20 protein-coding genes, 2 tRNA genes and 1 riboswitch are annotated in these 20,633 nt (G+C 59.7%); of the genes, 7 read left to right on the top strand and 15 right to left on the bottom strand.

From position 1 onward, the window contains the following. Nucleotides 1-123: 123 nt before the first annotated feature. From A3C3_RS0105385 to A3C3_RS0105375, 3 genes are all read right to left on the bottom strand, one after another. Nucleotides 124-1,362, bottom strand: a complete 1,239-nt coding sequence (locus A3C3_RS0105385; RefSeq protein ID WP_033419599.1) for an ATP-binding protein — start codon at nucleotides 1,360-1,362, stop codon at nucleotides 124-126. A gap of 302 nt (nucleotides 1,363-1,664) precedes the next feature. Beyond that, nucleotides 1,665-1,738, bottom strand: a tRNA-Gly gene (locus A3C3_RS0105380). Between the two features lie 44 nt (nucleotides 1,739-1,782). Then, nucleotides 1,783-2,877, bottom strand: coding sequence for a 2'-deoxycytidine 5'-triphosphate deaminase (locus A3C3_RS0105375; protein WP_022713593.1), 1,095 nt, complete (start codon nucleotides 2,875-2,877; stop codon nucleotides 1,783-1,785). A 73-nt stretch (nucleotides 2,878-2,950) separates the two neighbouring features. After that, nucleotides 2,951-3,029: riboswitch (SAM riboswitch) on the top strand. A gap of 46 nt (nucleotides 3,030-3,075) precedes the next feature. Between A3C3_RS0105375 and A3C3_RS0105370 the strand changes: the two genes are divergently transcribed. Both A3C3_RS0105370 and apaG read left to right on the top strand, forming a co-directional pair. Continuing rightward, nucleotides 3,076-4,260 (top strand): O-succinylhomoserine sulfhydrylase, encoded by a 1,185-nt coding sequence (locus A3C3_RS0105370; protein ID WP_022713592.1) that lies wholly within the window; start codon nucleotides 3,076-3,078, stop codon nucleotides 4,258-4,260. A gap of 223 nt (nucleotides 4,261-4,483) precedes the next feature. Continuing rightward, nucleotides 4,484-4,876, top strand: a complete 393-nt coding sequence (gene apaG, locus A3C3_RS0105365; protein ID WP_022713591.1) for a Co2+/Mg2+ efflux protein ApaG — start codon at nucleotides 4,484-4,486, stop codon at nucleotides 4,874-4,876. Here apaG and A3C3_RS0105360 read toward each other — a convergent pair whose 3' ends face one another. The 3 genes from A3C3_RS0105360 to A3C3_RS0105350 form a co-directional block, all read right to left on the bottom strand. Next, complete coding sequence (locus A3C3_RS0105360) at nucleotides 4,877-5,872, bottom strand: Hsp33 family molecular chaperone (protein ID WP_022713590.1); 996 nt, start codon at nucleotides 5,870-5,872, stop codon at nucleotides 4,877-4,879. A 92-nt stretch (nucleotides 5,873-5,964) separates the two neighbouring features. Further along, nucleotides 5,965-6,882 carry an ornithine carbamoyltransferase gene (argF, locus tag A3C3_RS0105355; protein WP_022713589.1) on the bottom strand — a complete coding sequence of 306 codons (918 nt, stop codon included), beginning with the start codon at nucleotides 6,880-6,882 and terminating at the stop codon, nucleotides 5,965-5,967. 39 nt (nucleotides 6,883-6,921) lie between these two features. Further along, nucleotides 6,922-8,121: an aspartate aminotransferase family protein gene (locus A3C3_RS0105350; RefSeq protein WP_022713588.1), complete on the bottom strand. Its 1,200-nt coding sequence runs from the start codon at nucleotides 8,119-8,121 to the stop codon at nucleotides 6,922-6,924. Between the two features lie 420 nt (nucleotides 8,122-8,541). Between A3C3_RS0105350 and A3C3_RS0105345 the strand changes: the two genes are divergently transcribed. After that, nucleotides 8,542-9,072: a GcrA family cell cycle regulator gene (locus A3C3_RS0105345; RefSeq protein ID WP_022713587.1), complete on the top strand. Its 531-nt coding sequence runs from the start codon at nucleotides 8,542-8,544 to the stop codon at nucleotides 9,070-9,072. Between the two features lie 108 nt (nucleotides 9,073-9,180). Here A3C3_RS0105345 and phoR read toward each other — a convergent pair whose 3' ends face one another. Then, nucleotides 9,181-10,401 carry a phosphate regulon sensor histidine kinase PhoR gene (gene phoR / locus A3C3_RS0105340; protein ID WP_022713586.1) on the bottom strand — a complete coding sequence of 407 codons (1,221 nt, stop codon included), beginning with the start codon at nucleotides 10,399-10,401 and terminating at the stop codon, nucleotides 9,181-9,183. A 232-nt stretch (nucleotides 10,402-10,633) separates the two neighbouring features. On the opposite strand from phoR, the gene ppk2 reads away from it, so the two are divergent. Then, entirely contained in the window at nucleotides 10,634-11,515 is an 882-nt protein-coding gene (gene ppk2, locus A3C3_RS0105335) for a polyphosphate kinase 2 (protein WP_022713585.1), read from the top strand. 3 nt (nucleotides 11,516-11,518) lie between these two features. Here ppk2 and A3C3_RS0105330 read toward each other — a convergent pair whose 3' ends face one another. Continuing rightward, complete coding sequence (locus tag A3C3_RS0105330) at nucleotides 11,519-12,703, bottom strand: hypothetical protein (RefSeq protein ID WP_022713584.1); 1,185 nt, start codon at nucleotides 12,701-12,703, stop codon at nucleotides 11,519-11,521. 276 nt (nucleotides 12,704-12,979) lie between these two features. Here A3C3_RS0105330 and A3C3_RS0105325 point away from each other — a divergent pair, with 276 nt between their 5' ends. Together A3C3_RS0105325 and A3C3_RS0105320 are read left to right on the top strand one after the other, a co-directional pair. Next, nucleotides 12,980-13,939: an NAD(P)H-dependent flavin oxidoreductase gene (locus A3C3_RS0105325; RefSeq protein ID WP_022713583.1), complete on the top strand. Its 960-nt coding sequence runs from the start codon at nucleotides 12,980-12,982 to the stop codon at nucleotides 13,937-13,939. Nucleotides 13,940-14,062: 123 nt separating this feature from the next. Further along, nucleotides 14,063-14,138: transfer RNA gene (locus A3C3_RS0105320), tRNA-Thr, on the top strand. Nucleotides 14,139-14,683: 545 nt separating this feature from the next. Here A3C3_RS0105320 and A3C3_RS0105315 read toward each other — a convergent pair. The 6 genes from A3C3_RS0105315 to A3C3_RS0105295 all read right to left on the bottom strand — a co-directional run bounded on the left by A3C3_RS0105315 (nucleotide 14,684) and on the right by A3C3_RS0105295 (nucleotide 18,664). Next, entirely contained in the window at nucleotides 14,684-15,565 is an 882-nt protein-coding gene (locus A3C3_RS0105315) for an SDR family NAD(P)-dependent oxidoreductase (RefSeq protein WP_022713582.1), read from the bottom strand. Next, nucleotides 15,562-16,359, bottom strand: coding sequence for a hypothetical protein (locus A3C3_RS0105310; protein WP_028739418.1), 798 nt, complete (start codon nucleotides 16,357-16,359; stop codon nucleotides 15,562-15,564). The genes A3C3_RS0105315 and A3C3_RS0105310 overlap by 4 nt, the downstream gene beginning before the upstream one ends. A gap of 10 nt (nucleotides 16,360-16,369) precedes the next feature. Then, nucleotides 16,370-16,957, bottom strand: a complete 588-nt coding sequence (locus tag A3C3_RS0105305; protein WP_022713580.1) for a protein-S-isoprenylcysteine O-methyltransferase — start codon at nucleotides 16,955-16,957, stop codon at nucleotides 16,370-16,372. A gap of 76 nt (nucleotides 16,958-17,033) precedes the next feature. Continuing rightward, nucleotides 17,034-17,615, bottom strand: coding sequence for a hypothetical protein (locus tag A3C3_RS0105300; RefSeq protein ID WP_022713579.1), 582 nt, complete (start codon nucleotides 17,613-17,615; stop codon nucleotides 17,034-17,036). A 154-nt stretch (nucleotides 17,616-17,769) separates the two neighbouring features. Continuing rightward, the gene (locus A3C3_RS46645; RefSeq protein WP_074060058.1) at nucleotides 17,770-17,907 is read right to left on the bottom strand and encodes an ABC transporter; all 138 of its coding nucleotides are present in this window, start codon (nucleotides 17,905-17,907) and stop codon (nucleotides 17,770-17,772) included. Between the two features lie 169 nt (nucleotides 17,908-18,076). Continuing rightward, nucleotides 18,077-18,664: a L,D-transpeptidase gene (locus A3C3_RS0105295; RefSeq protein ID WP_022713578.1), complete on the bottom strand. Its 588-nt coding sequence runs from the start codon at nucleotides 18,662-18,664 to the stop codon at nucleotides 18,077-18,079. Nucleotides 18,665-18,937: 273 nt separating this feature from the next. On the opposite strand from A3C3_RS0105295, the gene A3C3_RS0105290 reads away from it, so the two are divergent. Further along, nucleotides 18,938-19,696: an SDR family NAD(P)-dependent oxidoreductase gene (locus tag A3C3_RS0105290; protein ID WP_022713577.1), complete on the top strand. Its 759-nt coding sequence runs from the start codon at nucleotides 18,938-18,940 to the stop codon at nucleotides 19,694-19,696. Nucleotides 19,697-19,719: 23 nt separating this feature from the next. On the opposite strand, the gene A3C3_RS0105285 is transcribed toward A3C3_RS0105290, so the two are convergent. After that, nucleotides 19,720-20,625, bottom strand: a complete 906-nt coding sequence (locus A3C3_RS0105285; protein WP_022713576.1) for a GntR family transcriptional regulator — start codon at nucleotides 20,623-20,625, stop codon at nucleotides 19,720-19,722. Nucleotides 20,626-20,633 lie beyond the last annotated feature (8 nt).

The following is a 20,633-nucleotide window of genomic DNA, read 5'->3' as shown; positions in this document are numbered from 1 at the left end:
GTTTTGTATCGGCCCCTACAAGGCACGATCTGTTACCTATGTCGCCGGGTCGGACACTGTTAGGTTGGTCGCGTTGATGGGAGTGGAACCGCAGATCCTGCTGTAGAGCACTTTTGATCGCACTCAGTTCCAAAGGCATGACAGCGGTGCTGCGAAGAGGCGCTCGCCGAAGGGAAGAACGGTGTCACCGTCGTAAAGCACAAGTCCCAGACGGAAATCTTTACCGGCCGCCTGCGCCACTTTTCGCAATCCCTTGAAATCACCGGCAGAGACTGTAGCGGATGCTTTGACTTCCATGGCCACAAGCGAGCCTACTTCATTCTCCATGACGAGATCGACCTCGTCCTGATCCTTGTCGCGATAGTGCGAAAGTCGAACCTCTGCACTGGACCAACTTGCGATTTTAAGAATTTCGGAGATGACGAAACTCTCCAGAATCGCTCCGAAGTGCGAACGGTCAGCTGTAATCCGTTCAGAGCTTGCGCCGAGCAGAACGGACAACAACCCAGTATCTAGGAAGTGTAACTTCGGTGTCTTGACGATCCGCTTGAGATCGTTGCGAAACCAAGGCTCGATACGCCTTATGAGAAAGACGTGTTCGAGTACGCCGATGTAACGCCGTACCGTTTTGTCGTCAAGGCGGAGTTGACCGCCAAGCTGTGAGAAGTTCGTGAGTTGGCTCGCATGGCTGGCGAGCGCCCGTATCAATTGCGGCATCTGCTCGAGCTTGTCTACCTCAATGATGTCGCGCACGTCTCGTTCAATGATTGCTCGAGTGTATTCTCTCGCCCATGCCGCTCGACGGCGACTGTCGCGGCGGGCAAGAACCTCTGGGTAGCCCCCGGTTACGACAATATCGATCAGTTCCTTGCCGAGAGCCAAATTTGTTGGCTGGTGGATCTTGCCAGCGAAGGCGTCCTCGATGAAATCGACTTTATGTCCTTTGATTTCCGCTTGAGACAGCGGAAGCAAGGTAACTACTTCCATGCGCCCGGCCAAACTTTCCGCGATGGTCGGCATCGCAAGAATGTTGGCCGAGCCTGTTAGCAGAAAGCGACCGGGCCGGCGGTCATCATCCACCGTTCGTTTGATCGCTCGCAACAGGTCGGGTGCACGCTGAACTTCGTCAATGGTCGCAACGTCAAGGTCTCGAATGAAGCCCGCAGGGTCGGCACGCGCGGAAGCCAGTACCGTCTCATCGTCAAGGGTAATATAACGGCGGCTGCCATTTTTGAGCCCTCTTACAAGCGTAGTCTTGCCACATTGGCGAGGCCCGTTCACCATCACAACGGGCGTATCCGTCAGTGCAACGGTGATACGGTCATTTGCATATCGTGGATAGAGAGGCACTTGCGCGATCATCTTCGTCCAATTGGGAATCTTTCTGCGTCCAATTCGGAATCTATATGCGTCCATCTCGGATTTCAAGAGCGTCCATTTCGGATAAAGAGCTTAGGGCAGCTGGCCAACCAAAAACCGACCTGAAAACTTTCAAAACTAAATTAACGCACTGACGACTGCCAGGAATAGCAGCCGAAGATCCGAGTAACTGGTTCTGAAGGGCCGAAATTCGGATGCCCGAACGAGGTCTTCCTGCAAAGCAGTTTGCGGTGAAAGCGCCCTGCGCTGCAAGCTTGCGCCCCCGGGTCGGACAAAAGGGCAGTTGGAGCGGGTGAAGGGAATCGAACCCTCGTATTCAGCTTGGGAAGCTGCTGCTCTACCATTGAGCTACACCCGCGATCACGGAAGCCTTCCAACAGATGGGTGGCGGTGTCAAGGCTCTCAGATGCGGAAGTGCTTCGAGAGTTTCAGGCCCTGGGCCTGGTAGTTCGATCCAAGGCCGGAACCATAAAGGCTTTCGGGTTTCTCCAGCATGTGCTCGTAAACCAGGCGGCCGACGATCTGGCCGTCCTCGAGGATGAAGGGCACCTCATGGCTGCGGACTTCGAGAACGGCGCGGCTGCCCATGCCGCCGGCAGGCGCGTGGCCGAAGCCTGGATCGAAGAAGCCGGCGTAGTGGACGCGAAACTCGCCGACGAGCGGATCGAAGGGCGTCATTTCGGCTGCGTAGTGCGGCGGAACGTGCACGGCCTCACGCGAAACGAGGATATAGAACTCGTCCGGATCGAGGATCAGTTCGTTGCGGCCGCGGCTGTAAAGCGGCTCCCAGAAATCGAATATATCGTGCTCAGCCTTCTTATCGACATCGACGACGGCCGTGTGATGCTTGCCGCGGTAGCCGATCAGGCCATCCGTGTCGCCTGCCAGGTCGATCGACAGCGCAATGCCGCCGCCCGAAACGTTCGGCTTGGAGCTTGCAACCAGCGTTTCCGCATCATGCAGCGCCTGCAGTTCCGGCTCGCCGAGAATCGAATGCCCGACGCGGAAGCGGATCTGCGAGAGGCGCGAGCCGCGGCGCACGACGACTGGGAACGTGCGCGGGCTGATTTCCAGATAGAGCGGGCCAGAATAACCGGCAGGAATCTTGTCGAATTCCTGCGCGTAGTCGGTAATGACACGGGTGAAGATGTCGAGGCGGCCAGTCGAGCTCTTCGGGTTGGCCGAGGCGGACATTTCAGCCGGAAGATCGAGCCGCTCCATGAGGGGCACGATATAGACGCAACCCGTTTCGAGCACGGCACCTTCGGAGAGGTCAATGACGTGCAGGCTCAGCCGGTCGAGCTTGTCGGCAACGAGATGCGTGGGGCCCGGCATAAAACTTGCCCGGACGCGGAACGCCTTGGCGCCCAGGCGCAGGTCCAGGCTGGCCGGCTGGATCTGATCGCGGTCCAGTTCCCGCTCACTCGTGAGGCGGCCCGTTTCAAACAGCGCAGCAATTGCGCGGTCGGCCAAGATTCCAGTTTCGCGAGCCATCATGCTCCATCCATAATTTGCGTCAGACAAAACCAAACTCAAGGAATTGACGCAAGAAGCTAACAGCAGTATTGCAGCTTTATCCCGTGGTGATTTGGCCGGTCGGCTTGCAGCCACGTTAAAGAAGTGGCTAAAAAGACCGGGTATGAAACCGGTCTGCTTTTGCGGCCGGTTTTTTTGTTGTTTGAAGGTGGTGATGGCATGAGCAAGACTTGGCGCCCGGCAACCCAACTCGTTCACGAAGGGACGCTGCGCTCGCAATATGGCGAGACTTCGGAAGCGATCTTCCTGACGCAAGGTTTCGTCTATGATTCCTCGGAAGCGGCGGAAGCCCGCTTCAAGGGTGAGACGGACGGCTTCATCTATGCCCGATACGGAAGCCCGACCAACGATATGTTCGAAAAGCGGATGTGCGCGCTCGAAGGCGCCGAAGACGCCCGCGCCACCGCTTCCGGCATGGCTGCTGTCACCGCGGCGATCCTCTGCCAGTTGAAGGCCGGCGACCATATCGTGGCCGCCCGCGCGCTCTTCGGCTCCTGCCGGTGGGTGGTCGAAACGCTTGCGCCGAAATACGGCATCGAATGTACGCTCATCGACGGCCGCGATCTCGAAAACTGGGAGAAGGCGATCCGCCCGGCGACGAAAGTCTTCTTCCTCGAAAGCCCGACGAACCCGACGCTGGAAGTGATCGACATCGCAGGCGTTGCCAAGCTCGCCGACCAGATCGGCGCCAAGGTGGTCGTCGACAACGTCTTTGCAACGCCGCTCTTCCAGAAGCCCCTGGAACTCGGCGCCCATATCGTCGTCTATTCCGCGACCAAGCATATCGACGGCCAGGGCCGCTGCCTCGGCGGCGTGGTGCTTTCCGACAAGCAATGGATCGACGAAAACCTGCACGACTACTTCCGCCATACGGGTCCGGCCATGTCGCCGTTCAACGCCTGGACGCTTCTGAAGGGCATCGAGACGCTGCCGCTGCGCGTCAAGCAGCAGACTGCGAGTGCCGCCAGGATCGCGGACTTCCTTGCCGAACAGAAGCAGGTGGCCAAGGTGATCTATCCGGGCCGCAAGGATCATCCGCAGGCCGATATCATCGCCAAGCAGATGTCCGGCGGCTCGACGCTCGTCGCATTCGAGCTGAAGGGCGGGAAGGAAGCAGCCTTCGCTTTGCAGAATGCGCTCGACATCATCAAAATCTCGAACAATCTCGGCGATTCCAAGAGCCTGATCACGCATCCGGCAACCACGACGCACAAGAACCTGAGCGATGACGCCCGCGCGGAACTAGGCATTTCCCCTGGTACCGTTCGCCTTTCGCTCGGCATCGAGGATGCCGAAGACCTGATCGAAGATTTCGCCCAGGCTCTTTCAAAGGTTAAGTCCTGACCTGCAATAGCGACGGCCGGACCTTGCCGGTCCGGCCGCATGCTCCACCTAAGAAATGGCGCAAGAGCTTCGCTTTAATACGGGAATTAACTTCGAAAATTAGGATTAATGTTCGAAACGACGTGCAATCATCGCGGTTTGAAGGATGATGCATGTGCACGTTTCTTGACGGATCGAGCGCTGTATAAGATACGGGTAACATATCTTGGCTATGGTGTAAGGCATGTACCGCGCCCTCACACGAGATATCGAAGTTGTCGTCGAGCCCTTTTATCTGGAGGAGCAATCCGATCCGGATGATGATCGCTATGTCTGGGGCTACCGGATCGTGATCAGCAATAATTCGGACCTGACAGTACGGCTCATCAATCGCTACTGGAACATCACCGATCAGAACGGCCTGGTGGACGAGGTGACCGGTCCTGGGGTCGTCGGCGAGCAGCCCCGGCTGGAACCCGGCGATACCTACGAATACTCGTCCGGCTGCCCGCTCGATACGCCTTCCGGCCTCATGTTCGGGCACTACCAGATGGAAACGGAGGACGGCGAGCTTTTCGATGTCGAAATACCCGCCTTCTCGCTGGATTCTCCCGGGCTGCTCAGGGTGCTGAATTGATCATTCCGCAGCCGATGCGACTTCCACGACCTCAAACCGGTAGGTCGTGGAACAGAATTCGCAGGTAACGGCAATCTCGCCATTCTCCTGGCTGGCGTCGATCTCGTCGTCCGAAAAGCCTTTCAGCACATTCTTGATCTTCTCGCGCGAGCAGCTGCAGCGGTCTAAAACTGCCCGGGTACTGAAAACACGCACGCCACGCTCGTGGAAGAGACGAAAGAGCAGGCGTTCGATTCCGACCTGCGGATCCGTCAGTTCGTCCGCATCGATGGTATCGACCAACGCGCGCGCTTCGGTCCAGGCGTCGTCTTCCTTGTGTGCCAGCGCGGCGTTATCGCCGTCGCCGCCGTGGAGGTCTGGCTGGCGCATGCGCTCCGGCGCTTCCGGCAAGAACTGCGCAACGAGACCGCCGGCGCGCCAGCGGTGGCGTGGCTTGCCCGCCTCGTCGCGGTCAAACAATTCGGCGGCAGCCAGGCGGACGCGCGTCGGGATCTGCTCCGACTGACGGAAATATGTGCCGGCAATATCCTCAAGCGAGGTGCCGTCCAGCGCGACGATGCCCTGATAGGGCTGACTGAACTTGCCCTGGTCGATGGTGAAAGCCAGCACGCCTTTGCCAAGAAGCTGTTCCGGCTCGGTTTGGCCGGCGGCGACTGCCTTGTCGAGCAGGGCCTGATCGAAGCGCGCATAGGCACGCACGTTCTCCGGCGTCGAGAAATCAGCGACGAGGAGATCGACAGGGCCATCGCCCTTGGTCTGCACCGTGAACTTGCCTTCGAACTTGAGCGAGGTCCCGAGAAGCACGGTCAGCACAATGACTTCGGCGAGCAGCCGCGCAACGGGTGCCGGATAGTGATGACGCTCGAGGATCGCATCCAGCATGGGACCGAGCTGGACGGCGCGGCCGCGCACATCGAGGCCCTCTACCTGGAACGGGACAACGTGATCATCACCGGCGAAATCGAACTCGCCGAGAGCACTTGCGGTTTCTGCCATGGTCTTACTCCTAGTAGTCCGAGCGGCAGACCAGAAGTCTATCCACTCGCGCGGCCACGAGGCCATCAGGCCAAAGGTGGCGCCAGTATGGTTCAGATCACACCCAGGCACCATGCAAGAATCGACTTTTGCGCGTGAAGACGGTTTTCCGCCTCATCGAAAACCACGGATTGCGGGCCGTCGATCACTTCGTCCGTTACTTCCTCACCACGATGGGCAGGCAGGCAATGCATGAACAAAGCATCCTTGCCGGCCTTTGCCATCAAAGCCGCGTTGACCTGATAGGGCTGGAAAACGTTGTGACCGCGGGCCCGATGTTCCTGATTCATGGAGACCCAGGTATCGGTTACCACGCAATCGGCACCCTCGACCGCACGGTCGGCATCATGGCCAAGCACGATCTGGGCGCCTTCGTTGCGGGCCCAGTTCAGATAGTGATCCTTCGGCTCGGAACCAAGGGGCACGGCCATGTTCATGCGATAGCCGAAACGGGCAGCACCTTCGACCAGCGAGTGCAGCACGTTGTTGCCATCGCCGGTCCAGGCGATCGTCTTGCCCTTGACGGGACCGCGATGCTCCTCGAAGGTCATGATGTCGGCCATGATCTGGCAGGGGTGTGTGTCGTCCGTCAGCGCGTTGATGACCGGCACCGTCGCACGTTCGGCAAGTTCCAGCATGCGGTGATGCTCCGTGGTGCGGATCATGATCGCGTCGACGTAACGCGAGAGCACCTTGGCGGTATCGCCGATCGCCTCCGCGCGGCCGAGCTGCATCTCCGTGCCGGAGAGAAAGAGCGTCTCGCCGCCAAGCTGGCGCATGCCGACATCGAAGGAAACGCGCGTGCGTGTCGAGGGCTTCTCGAAAATCATTGCCAGCATCTTGCCTGCGAGCGGCTTATCACCCTTACCGGCCTTGAAGGCCTGCTTGCGCACGATCGCATCATCCATGATGGATCTGAGATCGGATGCGGTTACCGCCGAGAGATCGAGAAAGTGTTTGGGGGAAGCCATGTCGTTCTTACCTGTATGCCCCTTGAGGCGTCTATCCGTTCAAGCCGTCTTCTTGGTCTTTGCGGCGCGAATGCTTTCGGCAGCGCGCTCCACGCGGGCAAGCCCCTCGCGCGCTTCCTCCGCCGTGACGACCAGAGGCGGAAGGAGACGGATGACATTATCGCCCGCCGGAATGGCCAGAAGATGAGCAGCACGAATGGCCTGCAGCAGTTCGGAAGACGGGACGGCTGCCTTGATGCCGAGCATCAGGCCTTCGCCGCGCACATTCTCGATAACATCCGGATAGCGGTCCTTCAGCGAGGCAAGACCCTGGCGGAAGACGAGCGCCACGTCGCGCACATGTTGCAGGAAACCGTCGGCCAGGATGACGTCGAGCACTGCGCTGCCGACCGCCATGGCAAGCGGATTGCCGCCATAGGTGGAACCATGCGTGCCGGCCTTCATGCCGGAAGCGGCATCCGCGGTCGCAAGGCAGGCACCGAGCGGGAAGCCGCCGCCGATGCCCTTCGCCACCGCCATGATATCCGGCGTGACGCCGGACCATTCGTGGGCAAAGAGCTTGCCTGTACGGCCGACGCCGGACTGAACCTCGTCAAGAATCAACAACAGGCCCTTCTCGTCGCAAAGCTGGCGGAGCGCCTTCATGAATTCGTTTGTCGCCGGACGAATACCGCCCTCACCCTGCACCGGCTCTATGAGGATGCCCGCCGTCGCATCCGTGACCGCGGCGCGGACCGCCTCGATATCGCCGAACGGAACCTGATCGAAACCCGGTGCCTTGGGACCGAAGCCTTCGAGATACTTCTCCTGACCGCCGGCAGCGATCGTCGCCAGCGTGCGGCCATGGAAAGCGCCTTCGAAGGTGATGATGTGGAAGCGTTCTGGATGGCCATTGGAATACTGATAGCGGCGCGCGGTCTTGATCGCGCATTCCAGCGCCTCGGCCCCGGAATTGGTGAAAAACACCTTGTCGGCGAATGTGACGTCGGTCAGCCGTTTGGCAAGCGCCTCCTGGCCTGGAATTTCATAGATGTTCGACAGATGCCAAACCTTGTCGGCCTGCGCTTTCAGGGCTTCAACGACATGCGGATTGCCGTGGCCGACGGATGTTACGGCAACGCCTGCGCCAAAATCCAGATATCGCTCGCCGCCCTCGGTGATCAGCCACACGCCCTCACCTCGCTCGAACCGCAGAGGGGCGCGAGAATAGGTGTCATATAGCGGCGCGGCTTGAGCCATGGCGCGGTCTCCTGTCGTCGTTAGGGCAAACGGACTCCGGCTAAAAACCAGGCCCGAAAAATTAAAAATGCCGCCTTTCGGCGGCGATGGTCACTATTGACGTTTCGCGCCGTAATGTCAACAAAACTGCGGATTTTGGCGCGTGCGGCCGGCAGCCGATCAGGCGAGCTATTTATCAACAGCTAATGTTGCAGAAATGACTCGCTCGGGAAGCAAGTTGGGGAAAACTTGAAATTCGATTCATCCGGATTCCCGCGACTCTTGTCACGGAGTCAGCCTCACACTAGGTTAAAACTCAATTACTAGACTGCATGCGGCGGAACTAGTCACCACAATTGGTCAGGCGTTTCCTGCTTCGGACGTGTCCGGAGCAACGGTGAAGGATTCTGCCTTCACAACGCTAAACGGCGGAGACAGGGCATGAACTGGACAGACGAGCGTGTCGAGAGACTCAAGAAGCTTTGGTCCGAAGGGTTGAGCGCGAGCCAGATCGCGGCGCAACTCGGCGGGGTGAGCAGGAACGCGGTCATTGGCAAAGTCCACAGGCTTAGCCTTCCGGGCCGCGCCAAGGCCGGCGGCGCGACGACGACCGCACGCGCGCCGAAGCGCAATACTTCGGCTGTCCGCGCACCGAATTATGCATCGCGGATCGCGACCCGCACCGTCACGCGCCAGCAGGGCGCGACGATGCTCAAGGAAGAGGTCGAAATCGATCTCATGGAGGAGATGGACTATCGTCCGGCAGCAAACGTTGTCGTTCCGATCTCCCGCCGTCTTGGTCTGACGGAACTCACGGAGCGTACCTGCAAGTGGCCCGTCGGCGACCCGCTGAAGGACGACTTCCACTTCTGCGGCTGCGACAGCCCCGACACTTCCCCTTATTGCAGCTATCACCAGCGCATGGCCTATCAGCCGGTCAACGAGCGCCGCCGCGCAGCCCGCGCAAGCTGAGCCGGGTAAGTAACAAACGGAAACGGGTCCTCGCGGGCCCTTTTTTTTCGTCTGGCAATCGAGACCTCGGCCTCAAATCCACCACCAATATTCCAGGGGTTTACGTCGTCAGAAACGCACGGTGAAGTCCGTTCCCTTGCCGATTTCGGACTTGACGATCAGCCGCGCGCGGTGGCGCGTCAGGATATGCTTGACGATCGCCAGGCCGAGACCGGTGCCCTTCTTGGAGCGGCTGTCCTCGATATTGACGCGATAAAAGCGCTCCGTGAGGCGCGGCACATGCTCGGCGGGAATGCCCGGGCCCTTATCTGCGATGCTGACTTCAACCGCCTCGCCGGATGCATTTTTGACGCGGACATCGACGACCTTGCCCTCCTGGCCATACTTGCATGCATTCTCCATGAGATTTTCAAAAACCTGGACCAGTTCGTCGCGGTCTCCGAGAACCTCCGCCTTGCCTTCCGGCAGGTGCAGATTGATCTCGACACCAACCTCCGTGGCAAGCGGCACAAGCGCGTCCCTGACATGGCCGAGCAGCGGCACGAGATCGACCTTCTCGTCCGGTGCAATATGCGACTTGAGCTCAAGACGGGAAAGCGAGAGAAGATCGTCGACAAGGCGGCTCATGCGAGTCGTCTGGTCGAACATGATGCCCAGGAAGCGCTCCTGCGCCTTCGGATCATTCTTTGCCGGGCCTTGGATGGTCTCGATGAAACCGCGGAGCGACGCAAGCGGAGTCCGCAGCTCATGGCTGGCATTGGCGACAAAATCCGACCGCATGCGATCGATGCGCCGCACCTCGGAGATATCGCGGAACGAAAGCAGGAAAAAGCGCTCGCCATTCCCGGCACCGCCGAGGTCGATCGGCGCGCTGCGAACAATATAGACGCGCTCCGACGGCAGGCGCTCGGAATGCTCGATCTGGTTGGGAGCGTTGGTGGCGATCGTCTCTCCCACCATGTCCAGAATGCCCGGCGAGCGCAGGCGTGCAGAAATATGCGCCCCGATCACCACCTCGCCAAAGGCCTTTTCCGCAGCGCGGTTCTGGAAGAGAACGGAGGCATCGCCTGAGAGGAGCATCACGGGTATATCGAGGCCAGCCAGCGTTGCGGAGACGGCGGGCAGCAGACTTGCTGGCGCTTCCGGTTCGACTTCCGGCGGTTCCGCAAGCTTTGCCTGCACGCCCGGCATGCTGTTTAGAAGCACAATGGCGATCATTAAGACAAGAAGGCCCAGCACCGCCCACTTGTTCATGCCGGCCGCAAGCGCAACGAGGCCAATGACGATCGCCGCGAGCAGGACCGTTCGCTGCTGCCGGATGCGGGCCATGAGCCCCGTTGTCCATGGCATTTCGTCTTCCAAGTGTTCCTCGCCCAGTCGAGTCGTTCTTATGTTCAAACTCTGCCTGATAGCCGTGATTCATGACAGAAATTTTCCGCCGCTGCCATCTGCCGCAAAAGCGGCCACCGATACACACAGGAATTTTGCCTGCCGCGACGGATTTGATTTTCAATGGAAAATATGATCGCCTGCGAAGAAAGCCACGGACGGAGGAGGAAATATGGCCGAAGCTGTCGAAAGCCGCGCGGTTGAACTGAACATCAGGGGCAAGAAGCGCGTCTTCGATGTCGACGATCCGGTGCTTCCGGACTGGATCGATGAAGAGGCGCTGGAATCGGGGGATTTCCCTTACAAGAAAAAGCTGAAAGAGGAAGAGTATCTCGAAGAGCTGGAAAAGCTGCAGATCGAATTGGTCAAAGTGCAGTTCTGGCTGCAGGCGACCGGCAAAAGGGTGATGGCGCTCTTTGAAGGCCGCGATGCTGCCGGCAAGGGCGGCGCCATCTCGGCCTCCTCCGCCCACATGAACCCGCGCCTTGCCCGCGTCGTCGCACTCGCCAAGCCGAATGATCGCGAACTCGGCCAATGGTATTTCCAGCGCTACATCGCCCAGTTTCCGACGGCCGGCGAGTTCGTTCTCTTTGACCGCTCCTGGTACAACCGCGCAGGTGTCGAACCGGTCATGGGGTTTTGCACGCCCAAGCAATATGAGGATTTTCTCAAGCAGGCGCCGCCGCTGGAAAAGATCATTGCCCACGAAGGCATTCACTTCTTCAAGTTCTATCTGGATATCGGCCGCGAGATGCAACTCAAGCGCTTCCACGACCGCAGGCACGATCCGCTGAAGGTATGGAAGCTTTCCTCGATGGATATCGCCGCGCTCACCAAATGGGGCGACTACAGCGACAAACGCGAGCGGATGCTCAAGGAGACGCATACGGAATTTGCGCCCTGGACGGTCATCCGCGCCAACGACAAACGCCGCGCGCGGCTCAACCTCATCCGTCACATGCTGAAGAAAATGGATTACGACGGAAAGGACGACAAGGCGATCGGCGATCTCGACGACAAGATCATCGGCGCGGGGTCCGGCTTCTTGAAATAAAGGTCACTGCCCCGGCAGGATGCGCACGGCGTAGAGGTTGATGCCTCGCGCCTTGCCGTCGACATCGCTGTTGATCATCAGCCTGCCATCTCCGCTCGGCGCCGACGACCGGTCGAAGGTAACCTGAAGCAGAGCGTCGGACTTTTCGCGGGTGACGCTGAACCGGTGGCGGGCGCAATTGCCGAGCGTCTGGAAATTGCATTCGACCGTCACCTGCGTCGGCTCGTCGCTCGTCGATTGCAACGTGATCGCGATCGTCGAGGATTTGCCGGCGAGCTCTCGAAGTACGTCCTTCGGAACGCTGATGCCGATATTTCCATCGGCACCGTTGCTTTCCGAGATCAAACGAACGGCCGGACCATCGTTTTCGGCGATGTTTTCCGTCCGTGCCCGCGGGCCGCTTTCGATCTTGGCAGCGTCCGAAGGCTCGAATATCTCGATCCATTCCGCAGAAAAGCGGTTCTGCGGGTCGATCGTGGCCGGTTGATCGACATGCGGCGCCGTGTTCGCAGCACCTTCGTCCGCACCGTCGAAGTCTTCCGGCTCGGTACTGGCAGGCGGATTGGCGACGCTGGTGTCGCGCTCGGCCGCCGTCAGGAAGAGGCCGGACTTATAAGCCCACCAGGCCCCCATGCCGATGAAGGCGATCAGCACGCACCAGACAAGCAGCCGTGAGAAGAATTTTCGCGGCTTGCGGCGCTTTGCAGCCCCCTCGGGCCGGAAATCCATGTGGGCGGAGGGGCGGCTTTCGGGTGCAAGGCCTTCGCCGGTCTGAGGTGCAGCACCGAGATGATCGGACGTAGCGGCATGGACGTTATCAAGCCTCGACTCGTCGTAGGCAGGCCTTGCCGAATAGCCTCGTGTTTCACCGCCGACCTGAGGCGCGTCCTGTTCAAAATGCTCGTCGTGCCTGACTGGCGGCGGGATTTCGGCGACGGGCGGAACGGGCACTTCCGGTGGACCCTGGCGCGGATGCAGGCGCTCACGTTCTTCGGCCTCGATCATGTGAATGGTCGTTTCGAGCCGATGACGATGATGCGCAATCGCTTCCCGGTCGGTGATATCTTGCTTGCGAAGGCCGGCCTCCAGCGCCTGGCGGGCCGATTGATAAATCCTTGCACGGACTTCCGGATTATCGCGATCGGAGTTGTTAAGCGCCGTTCTGATTGCCGTTTCTAATCCGCTCACATCCGATCCTTCATGCTGGCATCAGGCATCACCGAAATCTTTACAAATGCCTAACAAAACTCGGTAGCGTCAATGGCTGAAAACCGCAAGTCTTGCGGCTGGAAGCATTTCGCATCGCAGGAATAAATATGCTCCTTACCCCGCCCTTGCCCACCTATCTCGACGGCCAATCTCTGGGGAATCGACAGGTCGGCACTCACGCATACTCTTTTCCTCGCCCATCAAGTCTGCTATCAAATTGACGTTTTCGTAAACGTCAATTGAATGGTGAGTGCAATGTCCCTTCCCAAAATCCTCACGGAAAACCTGAGACTGCCGGTTCTTGCTTCACCGCTCTTTATCATCTCGCATCCGGCCCTGACGCTGGCGCAATGCAAGGCGGGCGTGATCGGCGCTTTTCCGGCGCTGAATGCCCGGCCGGAAAGCCAGCTCGACGAATGGCTGGCAATGATCACCGAAGACATCGCGGCCCACAACGCCGCCAATCCAGACAGGCCGGCAGCTCCCTTTGCCGTCAATCAGATCGTCCACATGTCGAACAAGCGGCTGGAGCACGACCTGCGCCTCTGCGTCAAGTACAAGGTGCCCATCGTGATCTCTTCGCTCGGTGCTGTGCCCGAAGTGAATGCGGCCGTACACTCCTATGGCGGCATAGTGCTCCACGATGTCATCAACAACCGCCACGCCAATTCGGCAATTAGGAAGGGTGCCGATGGACTGATTGCGGTAGCGGCGGGCGCTGGCGGGCATGCCGGCACGTTGTCGCCATTCGCTCTGGTTCAGGAAATCCGTGAATGGTTCGACGGGCCGCTGCTTTTGGCAGGCGCGATCGCCACTGGCGACGCGATCCTTGCAGCACAGGCGATGGGCGCCGACATGGCCTATATCGGAACACCGTTCATCGCGACCGAGGAAGCGCGCGCCACCGAAGCCTACAAGCAGGCAATCGTCGCGGGCGTTGCAAACGACATTGTCTATTCCAACTATTTCACCGGCGTGCACGGCAACTACCTGAAGCCATCGATCCAGGCCGTCGGCCTCGACCCGGACAACCTGCCGGTAGCGGACCCATCGAAGATGGATTTCGAGCAGGCCGTCGGCGGCGCGAAGGCCTGGAAGGATGTCTGGGGGAGCGGCCAGGGCATCAGCGCGATCAAGGCTGTTGAGCCGGTCGCCAAGCTCGTCGACAGGCTGGAGGCCGAATACCGCGCGGCGCGCGCTCGCCTCTCGCTCTGAAATGCATGGTCGTCTTCAACGGGCGTTTTTTTGCCAAAGGCACGACAGGGCGCTTGAAATCTTCAAACAATGCCTGTATCAGCGCCATGCAAATCGCGGGCCGCACGGTTCGGCCGCCAAGTTGCCGCTTTAGCTCAGTCGGTAGAGCACATCATTCGTAATGATGGGGTCACGTGTTCGAGTCACGTAAGCGGCACCATTTGCGTTCATATCTGCGAACTCGACCCTCACCCTCCTCAGAAGGTATTTCGTCGACCTCTTCGCGCACGCACTTTCGAAGGTCAGATAAACGACCTACGACACTGACACACCTTTCCCCGACCTCCACACGAGCCAGACGGATTGGCCGCCCTCGTAGGCGTCATGCCCGCGCCGTTGGCCATGCAGCGCCTCCATTTGTTCGCGAATGCGCTCTGGTCCTCGCCACTCTTCGCTCGCCTTATGGAAGTCGCGAGGGGACGGCTTGGGCAGCGTTTGCGCACTGCTTGGTGTTGATGCTGTTGCCCAACCGTTGACCACGCGCCGCAATGCCAACCCGGCAGCGTAGTTCAAACGGAGATGGAATCGGCGGTTAAGGCATCGAAGTATACATCGCATTCAAGAATGCGAGCAGCCGCAAGCAGAGCTGAATGAACTCTGTTTTTTGCCCGCTTCTATTTCGACCCTATTCAGCTCTGCCGGCTTGTGGACAAAGCAACCGCTCGGACACCTTGCGTGCTTTCGGCTCGCCTTGGGCGTCGCCAGTCAAGGACCTCCCGTCGTCATTGCGCGATGGCGAAGGCGGCGGCATTCCTTGAAAGTCTTGCCTGAACCGCACGGGCATGGATCGCCGCTGCGGCGCTGCAGGCGGCCGATCAGCGGGAGCGTTGCTGCAGAAGGCAGCAGGGCTGCGGCAAGGGCTATGAGCTTGGCCGAGATGCCGGGGACCACAAGGCGGCGGCCGGATTTGAAGCCGCGCCAGGCGCGTTCGGCCACATAGTCCGAATCGAGCTTCGGCAAGATCTTGAATAGCGTTGCCCGGCTGGCGCCGGATTTTTCGAGGAACTCGGTCGACACCGGTCCGGGAGCGACGCATGTGACCGTCACGCCCGTGCCTCGCAGTTCCTGATGGAGCGCTTCCGAAAAGAAGCGCACGAAAGCTTTGCTCGCATAATACAGGGCCATATTCGGCCCCGGCGCGAAACCGGCGATGGAACCGAGATTGAGCACACCACCGCGTCCGCGCGCCGCCATTGCGGGCAGAAAGCTCAAGGTCAGGTCGCCGAGGGCGCGCATATTGAGATCGATGATGCCAAGCTGGTCCTTGATGGGCAGGAGTGTTGCCGCACCGCGTAATCCGTATCCGGCGCTGTTGACCAGGACATCGCAGTACAACCCGTTTGCAGACAGGAAGTCCTGCAAACGCGCCGAGGCATCGGCCACAAGGAGATCCAGTTCCAGCGTGAATACCTCGCCGCCCGCCGCCCGCACGTCTGCCGCGGCAGCGGCCAGACCTTCAGGCGATCGCGCAACGAGCACAACGACGGCCCCACGCTCCCGGGCGGCGACTTTGGCAATTGCCCTGCCGATGCCGCGCGAGGCACCGACCACGACGGCGGCCGGACGAAACTCACTCTGCATGATCATATTGCCGTACCTGAAGCCGCCGTATCGGGAGCGGCGGCACCCTGTGGGGCGAGTGGGGCGATGCTCTTTACTTCGCTGGCGACTTCGCCGTTCAATATCTTTTCGAACCGCTCCAGCGCCCGTGCGACATTGGCGCCGTCCATGACCCTGTGATCGTAGTGGATCCGGACCGTGACCGATCCATCTGCCGAGATCGGGCCGTAGTTGAACAGCGTGGTCAAAGGCGAAAGGGGATTGAGTGACTCTGCCCCGAGACCGGAATAGACCGACAGCTGGAAAGTGCCGAATCGGCGGGCACGCTGCCGCCCGATATTCAGCCCGAGCCACATCAACAGCCACCTCAAAGGCGCCGGCGCACGGGCGAACTTCAATGCTCGCCGGAACTCCTTGATTTCCAGGACCGGGCGTGAGCGCGCCGCCTGGATCAGGGCCTCGAGTTCGGCGATCGGCCGCCGCTCGGGGGCCTTGATAGAGCTCAGCAAGACGACCCGTTCGCCGCCATATTCGCGCTCGTGGGCAATCGAGGCCACGCTTTCGGGATATTCATAGAGCTGAGCTCTCGGGAACTTGATGTAAGCGCGCCTAAGATCCGGTGTCTCCCGGGAGAGAAGCGCGTATCCCTTCAAGAAGAGTACGGTCCAGGACGGCCTGCTTGGCTGGGCCAATCTGGCCGTCTGGAGCGGGCCGAGGTTCATCTGCCGCTGCACGGTGACCCGCGGCACTCCGATGGAGAACCGCATCAGATCCCCGACAAGGCGCCGTGCCGCCGAAAGCTTGATGGTTCGGCCTCGCATCATGCCTCCTCTAATAAAGATAGGGAATAATTCGCTTGGTCCTGTCCATATAGGCGCGATATTGCGCGCCGAAAATCTCCAGCATCATACGCTCTTCCTTGTCCACCCGTAGAAAAAAGAGGATTGCGAAGCCGATCAGACCAGCAAGCCCCACGATCCAGTTCGACAGGAGAAAGGCCTGGCCGAGGCCCATCAGCAGGAAAGACGTGTACATGGGATGGCGGACGAAAGCGTAGGGGCCGCTGCAAATCAGCTGATGCTGATCGCGAATCTCCAACGTGATGGACCAGTTGCGGCCGAGTTCCTTGTGGGTTCTGCGAAACACCCACATGGCGGCGGCAAAGAGCACCACCCCGACGGCCACCGCCCAGGCGCGGGCCGGATAATCGGCTGCTTGCGGCATGCCGGTGGCGACATAGAACCCCGGCACGATCGCAAGACCGAGCACCGCCGACGCAAGCCCGATCTTCTCGATATGAGAACGGCGGTGACTGACGACACGCACGCGCTTGGCGCGGCGCTCGAAGGGATATCGGATGATATACCAGGCAACGACGCCGAGCACCCACAGGATCTTGCCGACAACAGCTATGCTCAATTTAAGTCTCCAGAGCCCTGCTGCGTCCTGCAACCGACTGGATGGAGAAGCGGTATAGCAGCTTGCCCGCTCGCATTTAGGTGTTCATTTCGCGAAGCTGCGTCACGAATTGTTGCGGACGGAGCCAGATGCTGGGCGCCTTATAGCCCATCGAGCGAGCGATTTCTGCTACGAAAGCGTTACAGTTATAAACCGAAGCCTGCCAAAACTTGGATTTGGCCTTCAGCTTGCGTATGAAGGCAACGGTCTCATCGTATTCCGATGGAGTGAGAAGAACGCGCCAGCTTGCCGACCTGTAGGTCTCCTCAAGGTCGCCGTCACTGGCCCCGGTTTCGGCCGGCACGGGCAGGAAGTGGCCGAGAACGTAAGGGGCGGCATCGTTGCTCGCTGGAGCAAGCCCCGCGACCTCCGGATTGACCATCCCGCCAGCGTTATTCAACCGCCCGAATATCACGTAGGTGTGGCCGTAGGTCAGCGCATAGCGCGAGCGGAATTCAATAAAGTACTGGCCATCTCTTTTTTGCGATGATTCGCCAACAGACCCCCCCCGCGCATCCGAAACGAATCGCGGCTGCGGTGGCTTGTCTTCTGTCTGGCATGAGGTGAGCGCGAGAGCGAATAGAATTACAAGTGATAGACGGCCCTTTGCAAGCGTCATCGCTACACTTCATCTCCCGGTATCGAGCGAGCATCGACACATGCCCCGCTTGACGCCAATCTTTGCGCTGCAAGCTGAAAGGCAGGTCCAGCCCGGACTGCACGACGTTGGGAAGGGCCACGAATGCCCCCTCCCATTCAGCAACAGTTAGTTGCTACTTATATACTGGTGCCGGAGCCGTTTCCGCTACGGGCGGCGGGGCCTTCCCCTTGCCCTTACCGATCGACCCGCAAGCGCTCAGGCTTGCAACGGAAAACAACGCAACTAGGCACATGATCAGAATTCTGCTCATCAGTAGTCCTCTCCTTAGCACGGAATAGGTTATCGAAGGCAACGCTTCTACTAATAGCCGCAAAATACGCCTAAGCCAAGTGCAGAAAGGACACACCTTGCCTCTGCGCGGCCCCCGGCGCCTCATAATGCCTAACAGACCGTGGCGTTATCGTTGCAAAATGTAAGCATCATATGACCAATACTGGCGTTCCCACCGGAGCCCTGCTGTAGAGGTCGACGATGTCCTCATTGGTCAAGCGAATGCATCCATTGGAAACCGCCTGCCCTATCAACCAGGGCTCGTTCGTTCCATGCAGCCGGAACAGGGTGTCCTGTCCGCCCCTGTAGAGATAAAGGGCAGCGGCGCCAAGCGGATTGTGGGGTCCGCCCGAAACACCGCCCGCATACTGCGCCAAGTGCGGCTTGCGCCGTATCATGCTCGCTGTAGGCATCCACGAGGGCCATTCCGCCTTCCGGCCGATGGTCGCCCTTCCCTTGAGCGTCAGTCCCTCCTCGCCGACTGCAACGCCATAGCGCAGGGCCTCGCCGCCGCCTTCGACCAGATAAAGGTAACGCTCGTAGGTGTTGACCACGATCGTTCCAGCCGGCTCGCTTCCGTCATATGGCACGCGCCGCCGCCGGTAGCGCGAGCTGATTCGCGGCGTCGACGAAAACATCGACCCCACCTGCCATCCTGTCGTTGAAGCACATCCAGATACCATCAACGCCAGACTGCCCAGCAGGAGCCCCCGGCGCGCAACGTGTTTTTTTTCCATCTCTACCTGCTAAGCAATCGATCGACCCTATTCTTCGTCTTAACATCCCGGCGCCAACTGGCCAAGCCTCGCGTCAAAGCTGAAAGGTGCCAACGCTTTCGTTCACCTGGAACCTGCGCTGCCGTCCTTCAAGGGCCGGGGCGCTGCCAGGCGGGAGCATGATGGGTGAAGGGCTCGCAGAACCAGCGGCCGCCTTGCTTGCGGTTATGAAAGGTCTTGCATCAGTGGCGTGCCTCTGCTCGACTAGTGGCAGGGATAACGAGGAGGGACTTGATGACGAAGCCTGACTTCACGGGGAAAGTCGCGCTCGTAACCGGCGGAGGGTCCGGTATAGGTGCAGCCATTTGCCGGCAGCTCGCTGATGAGGGATCAGAGGTTGTCATTGCCGATCTCGATGCTGATGCCGCACGCAACCTTGCAGCGGAGATCCGTTCAAAGGGTGGGCGGGCGCGGGACTTTGCGGTCGATGTCACGGATGCCGGGGCTGTGGAAAAGCTGATCGGCTACACTGTCGAGACATGCGGCGGTCTGCATCTGGCGGTTAACAATGCAGGCATAGACGGCCCCCGAAAGGCGACGGCAGACTACCCGCTCGACAATTGGCACAACCTGATGAACGTCAACCTGAACGGCGTCTTCTACTGCATGAAGCATGAAATTGCCGCCATGCTGCAAGGCGGCGGCGGGGCCATCGTCAACATGTCTTCCGCCCTCGGTTCGGTTGGATTGCCATTTACAGCAGCCTATACGGCCGCCAAGCACGGGGTTGTCGGCCTGACCAAGGTTGCCGCAATCGAATATGCGAGGCTGGGCATCCGCATCAATGCCGTCGGCCCCGGCTGGATCGAAACGCCGCTTTTGACCGAGCATCTGGCGATAGCGGGAAGCCGGCGTATGGAAGCGCTTCAGCCGATGGGCAGGCGCGGCAGGCCGGAGGAAGTCGCAGCCCTCGTGTGCTTCCTTCTGTCCGAACAAGCAAGCTTCATCACTGGAAGCTACCATCTCGTGGACGGGGCCTATACCGCCCATTAGATCCACATGCCCACTGCGGCGGCCTAAGCTGGAGGCGGCTCGGCAGGATTCTGCGGCAGCGACTGAAGAAGGGTCTGGCGCGCAGAACGCAGATGCAGGCGGCACGAGAAGTCGATTGCCGCCTGATCGCGTGATTCCAGCGCCGCGATATAATCGAGATGTTCGTGAATGGCGCGTCCGTTGCGCTGGCGCGCGAACGCCTTGTTCCACTGGTAGTGATAGTGGAAGATGATCGCGATCGCATCGTAGAAGTCCGCGATGAACCGGTTTTTCGCGGCGCCGTGGATCAACAGATGGAAGCGCTCGTCAAGGGCTGAGAATTCCTTGTAGCGCGCATCGAAATCGTTGAGCATCGCATGATGCTCGGCCTTGATATCGGCCAGCGCCGCCCAGGCTTCGCTTTCGGGCGGTAGCTTGCCGAATTCCGTGGCCGAATGGAGCTCGAACATTTCGCGGACATCCGCCAGTTCCAATGCGAATTCGCGGGTGAAGCCTTTCAGGATCCAGTGGCTGTTCGGCCGCTTTTCGATGAGGCCGAAGCGCGAGAAACGGATGAGAAATTCGCGGACGCTGGTCGTACCGGTGCCGATCTCACGAGCCAGCTCCAGCTCGTTGATCTGCATGCCGGGCGCGGCATCATCCGACAAAATGCGCTGCATGAAGCTGCGCTCGATGATGTCGTGCAGCGAATCCGTCTCTTCGGACGGAAAGAGGTCTTTCTCGGTGGGAACGCGCAGCACGATCTTCTGGCGCTTGTTCCACCGGATGATGCCTTCGTCGTTCAGGCGGGTCAAGATCGCGCGGGCCGTGCTGCGGCTGATGCCGAGCTGCGCGGCGATTTCCGGTTCGGAAGGCAAGGCGGCATCCGGGCGTAGAGCAGCAGCATACCTGTTATAGGCTTCCTTGAAGACCGTATTCTGCCTTGCCATACCACCCC

The organism is Rhizobium mongolense USDA 1844 (assembly GCF_000419765.1).
GTDB classification, from domain to species: Bacteria; Pseudomonadota; Alphaproteobacteria; order Rhizobiales; family Rhizobiaceae; genus Rhizobium; species Rhizobium mongolense.
The sequence above is the reverse complement of the archived record's forward strand: the minus strand, read 5'-3'. Positions and strand labels throughout refer to the sequence as shown.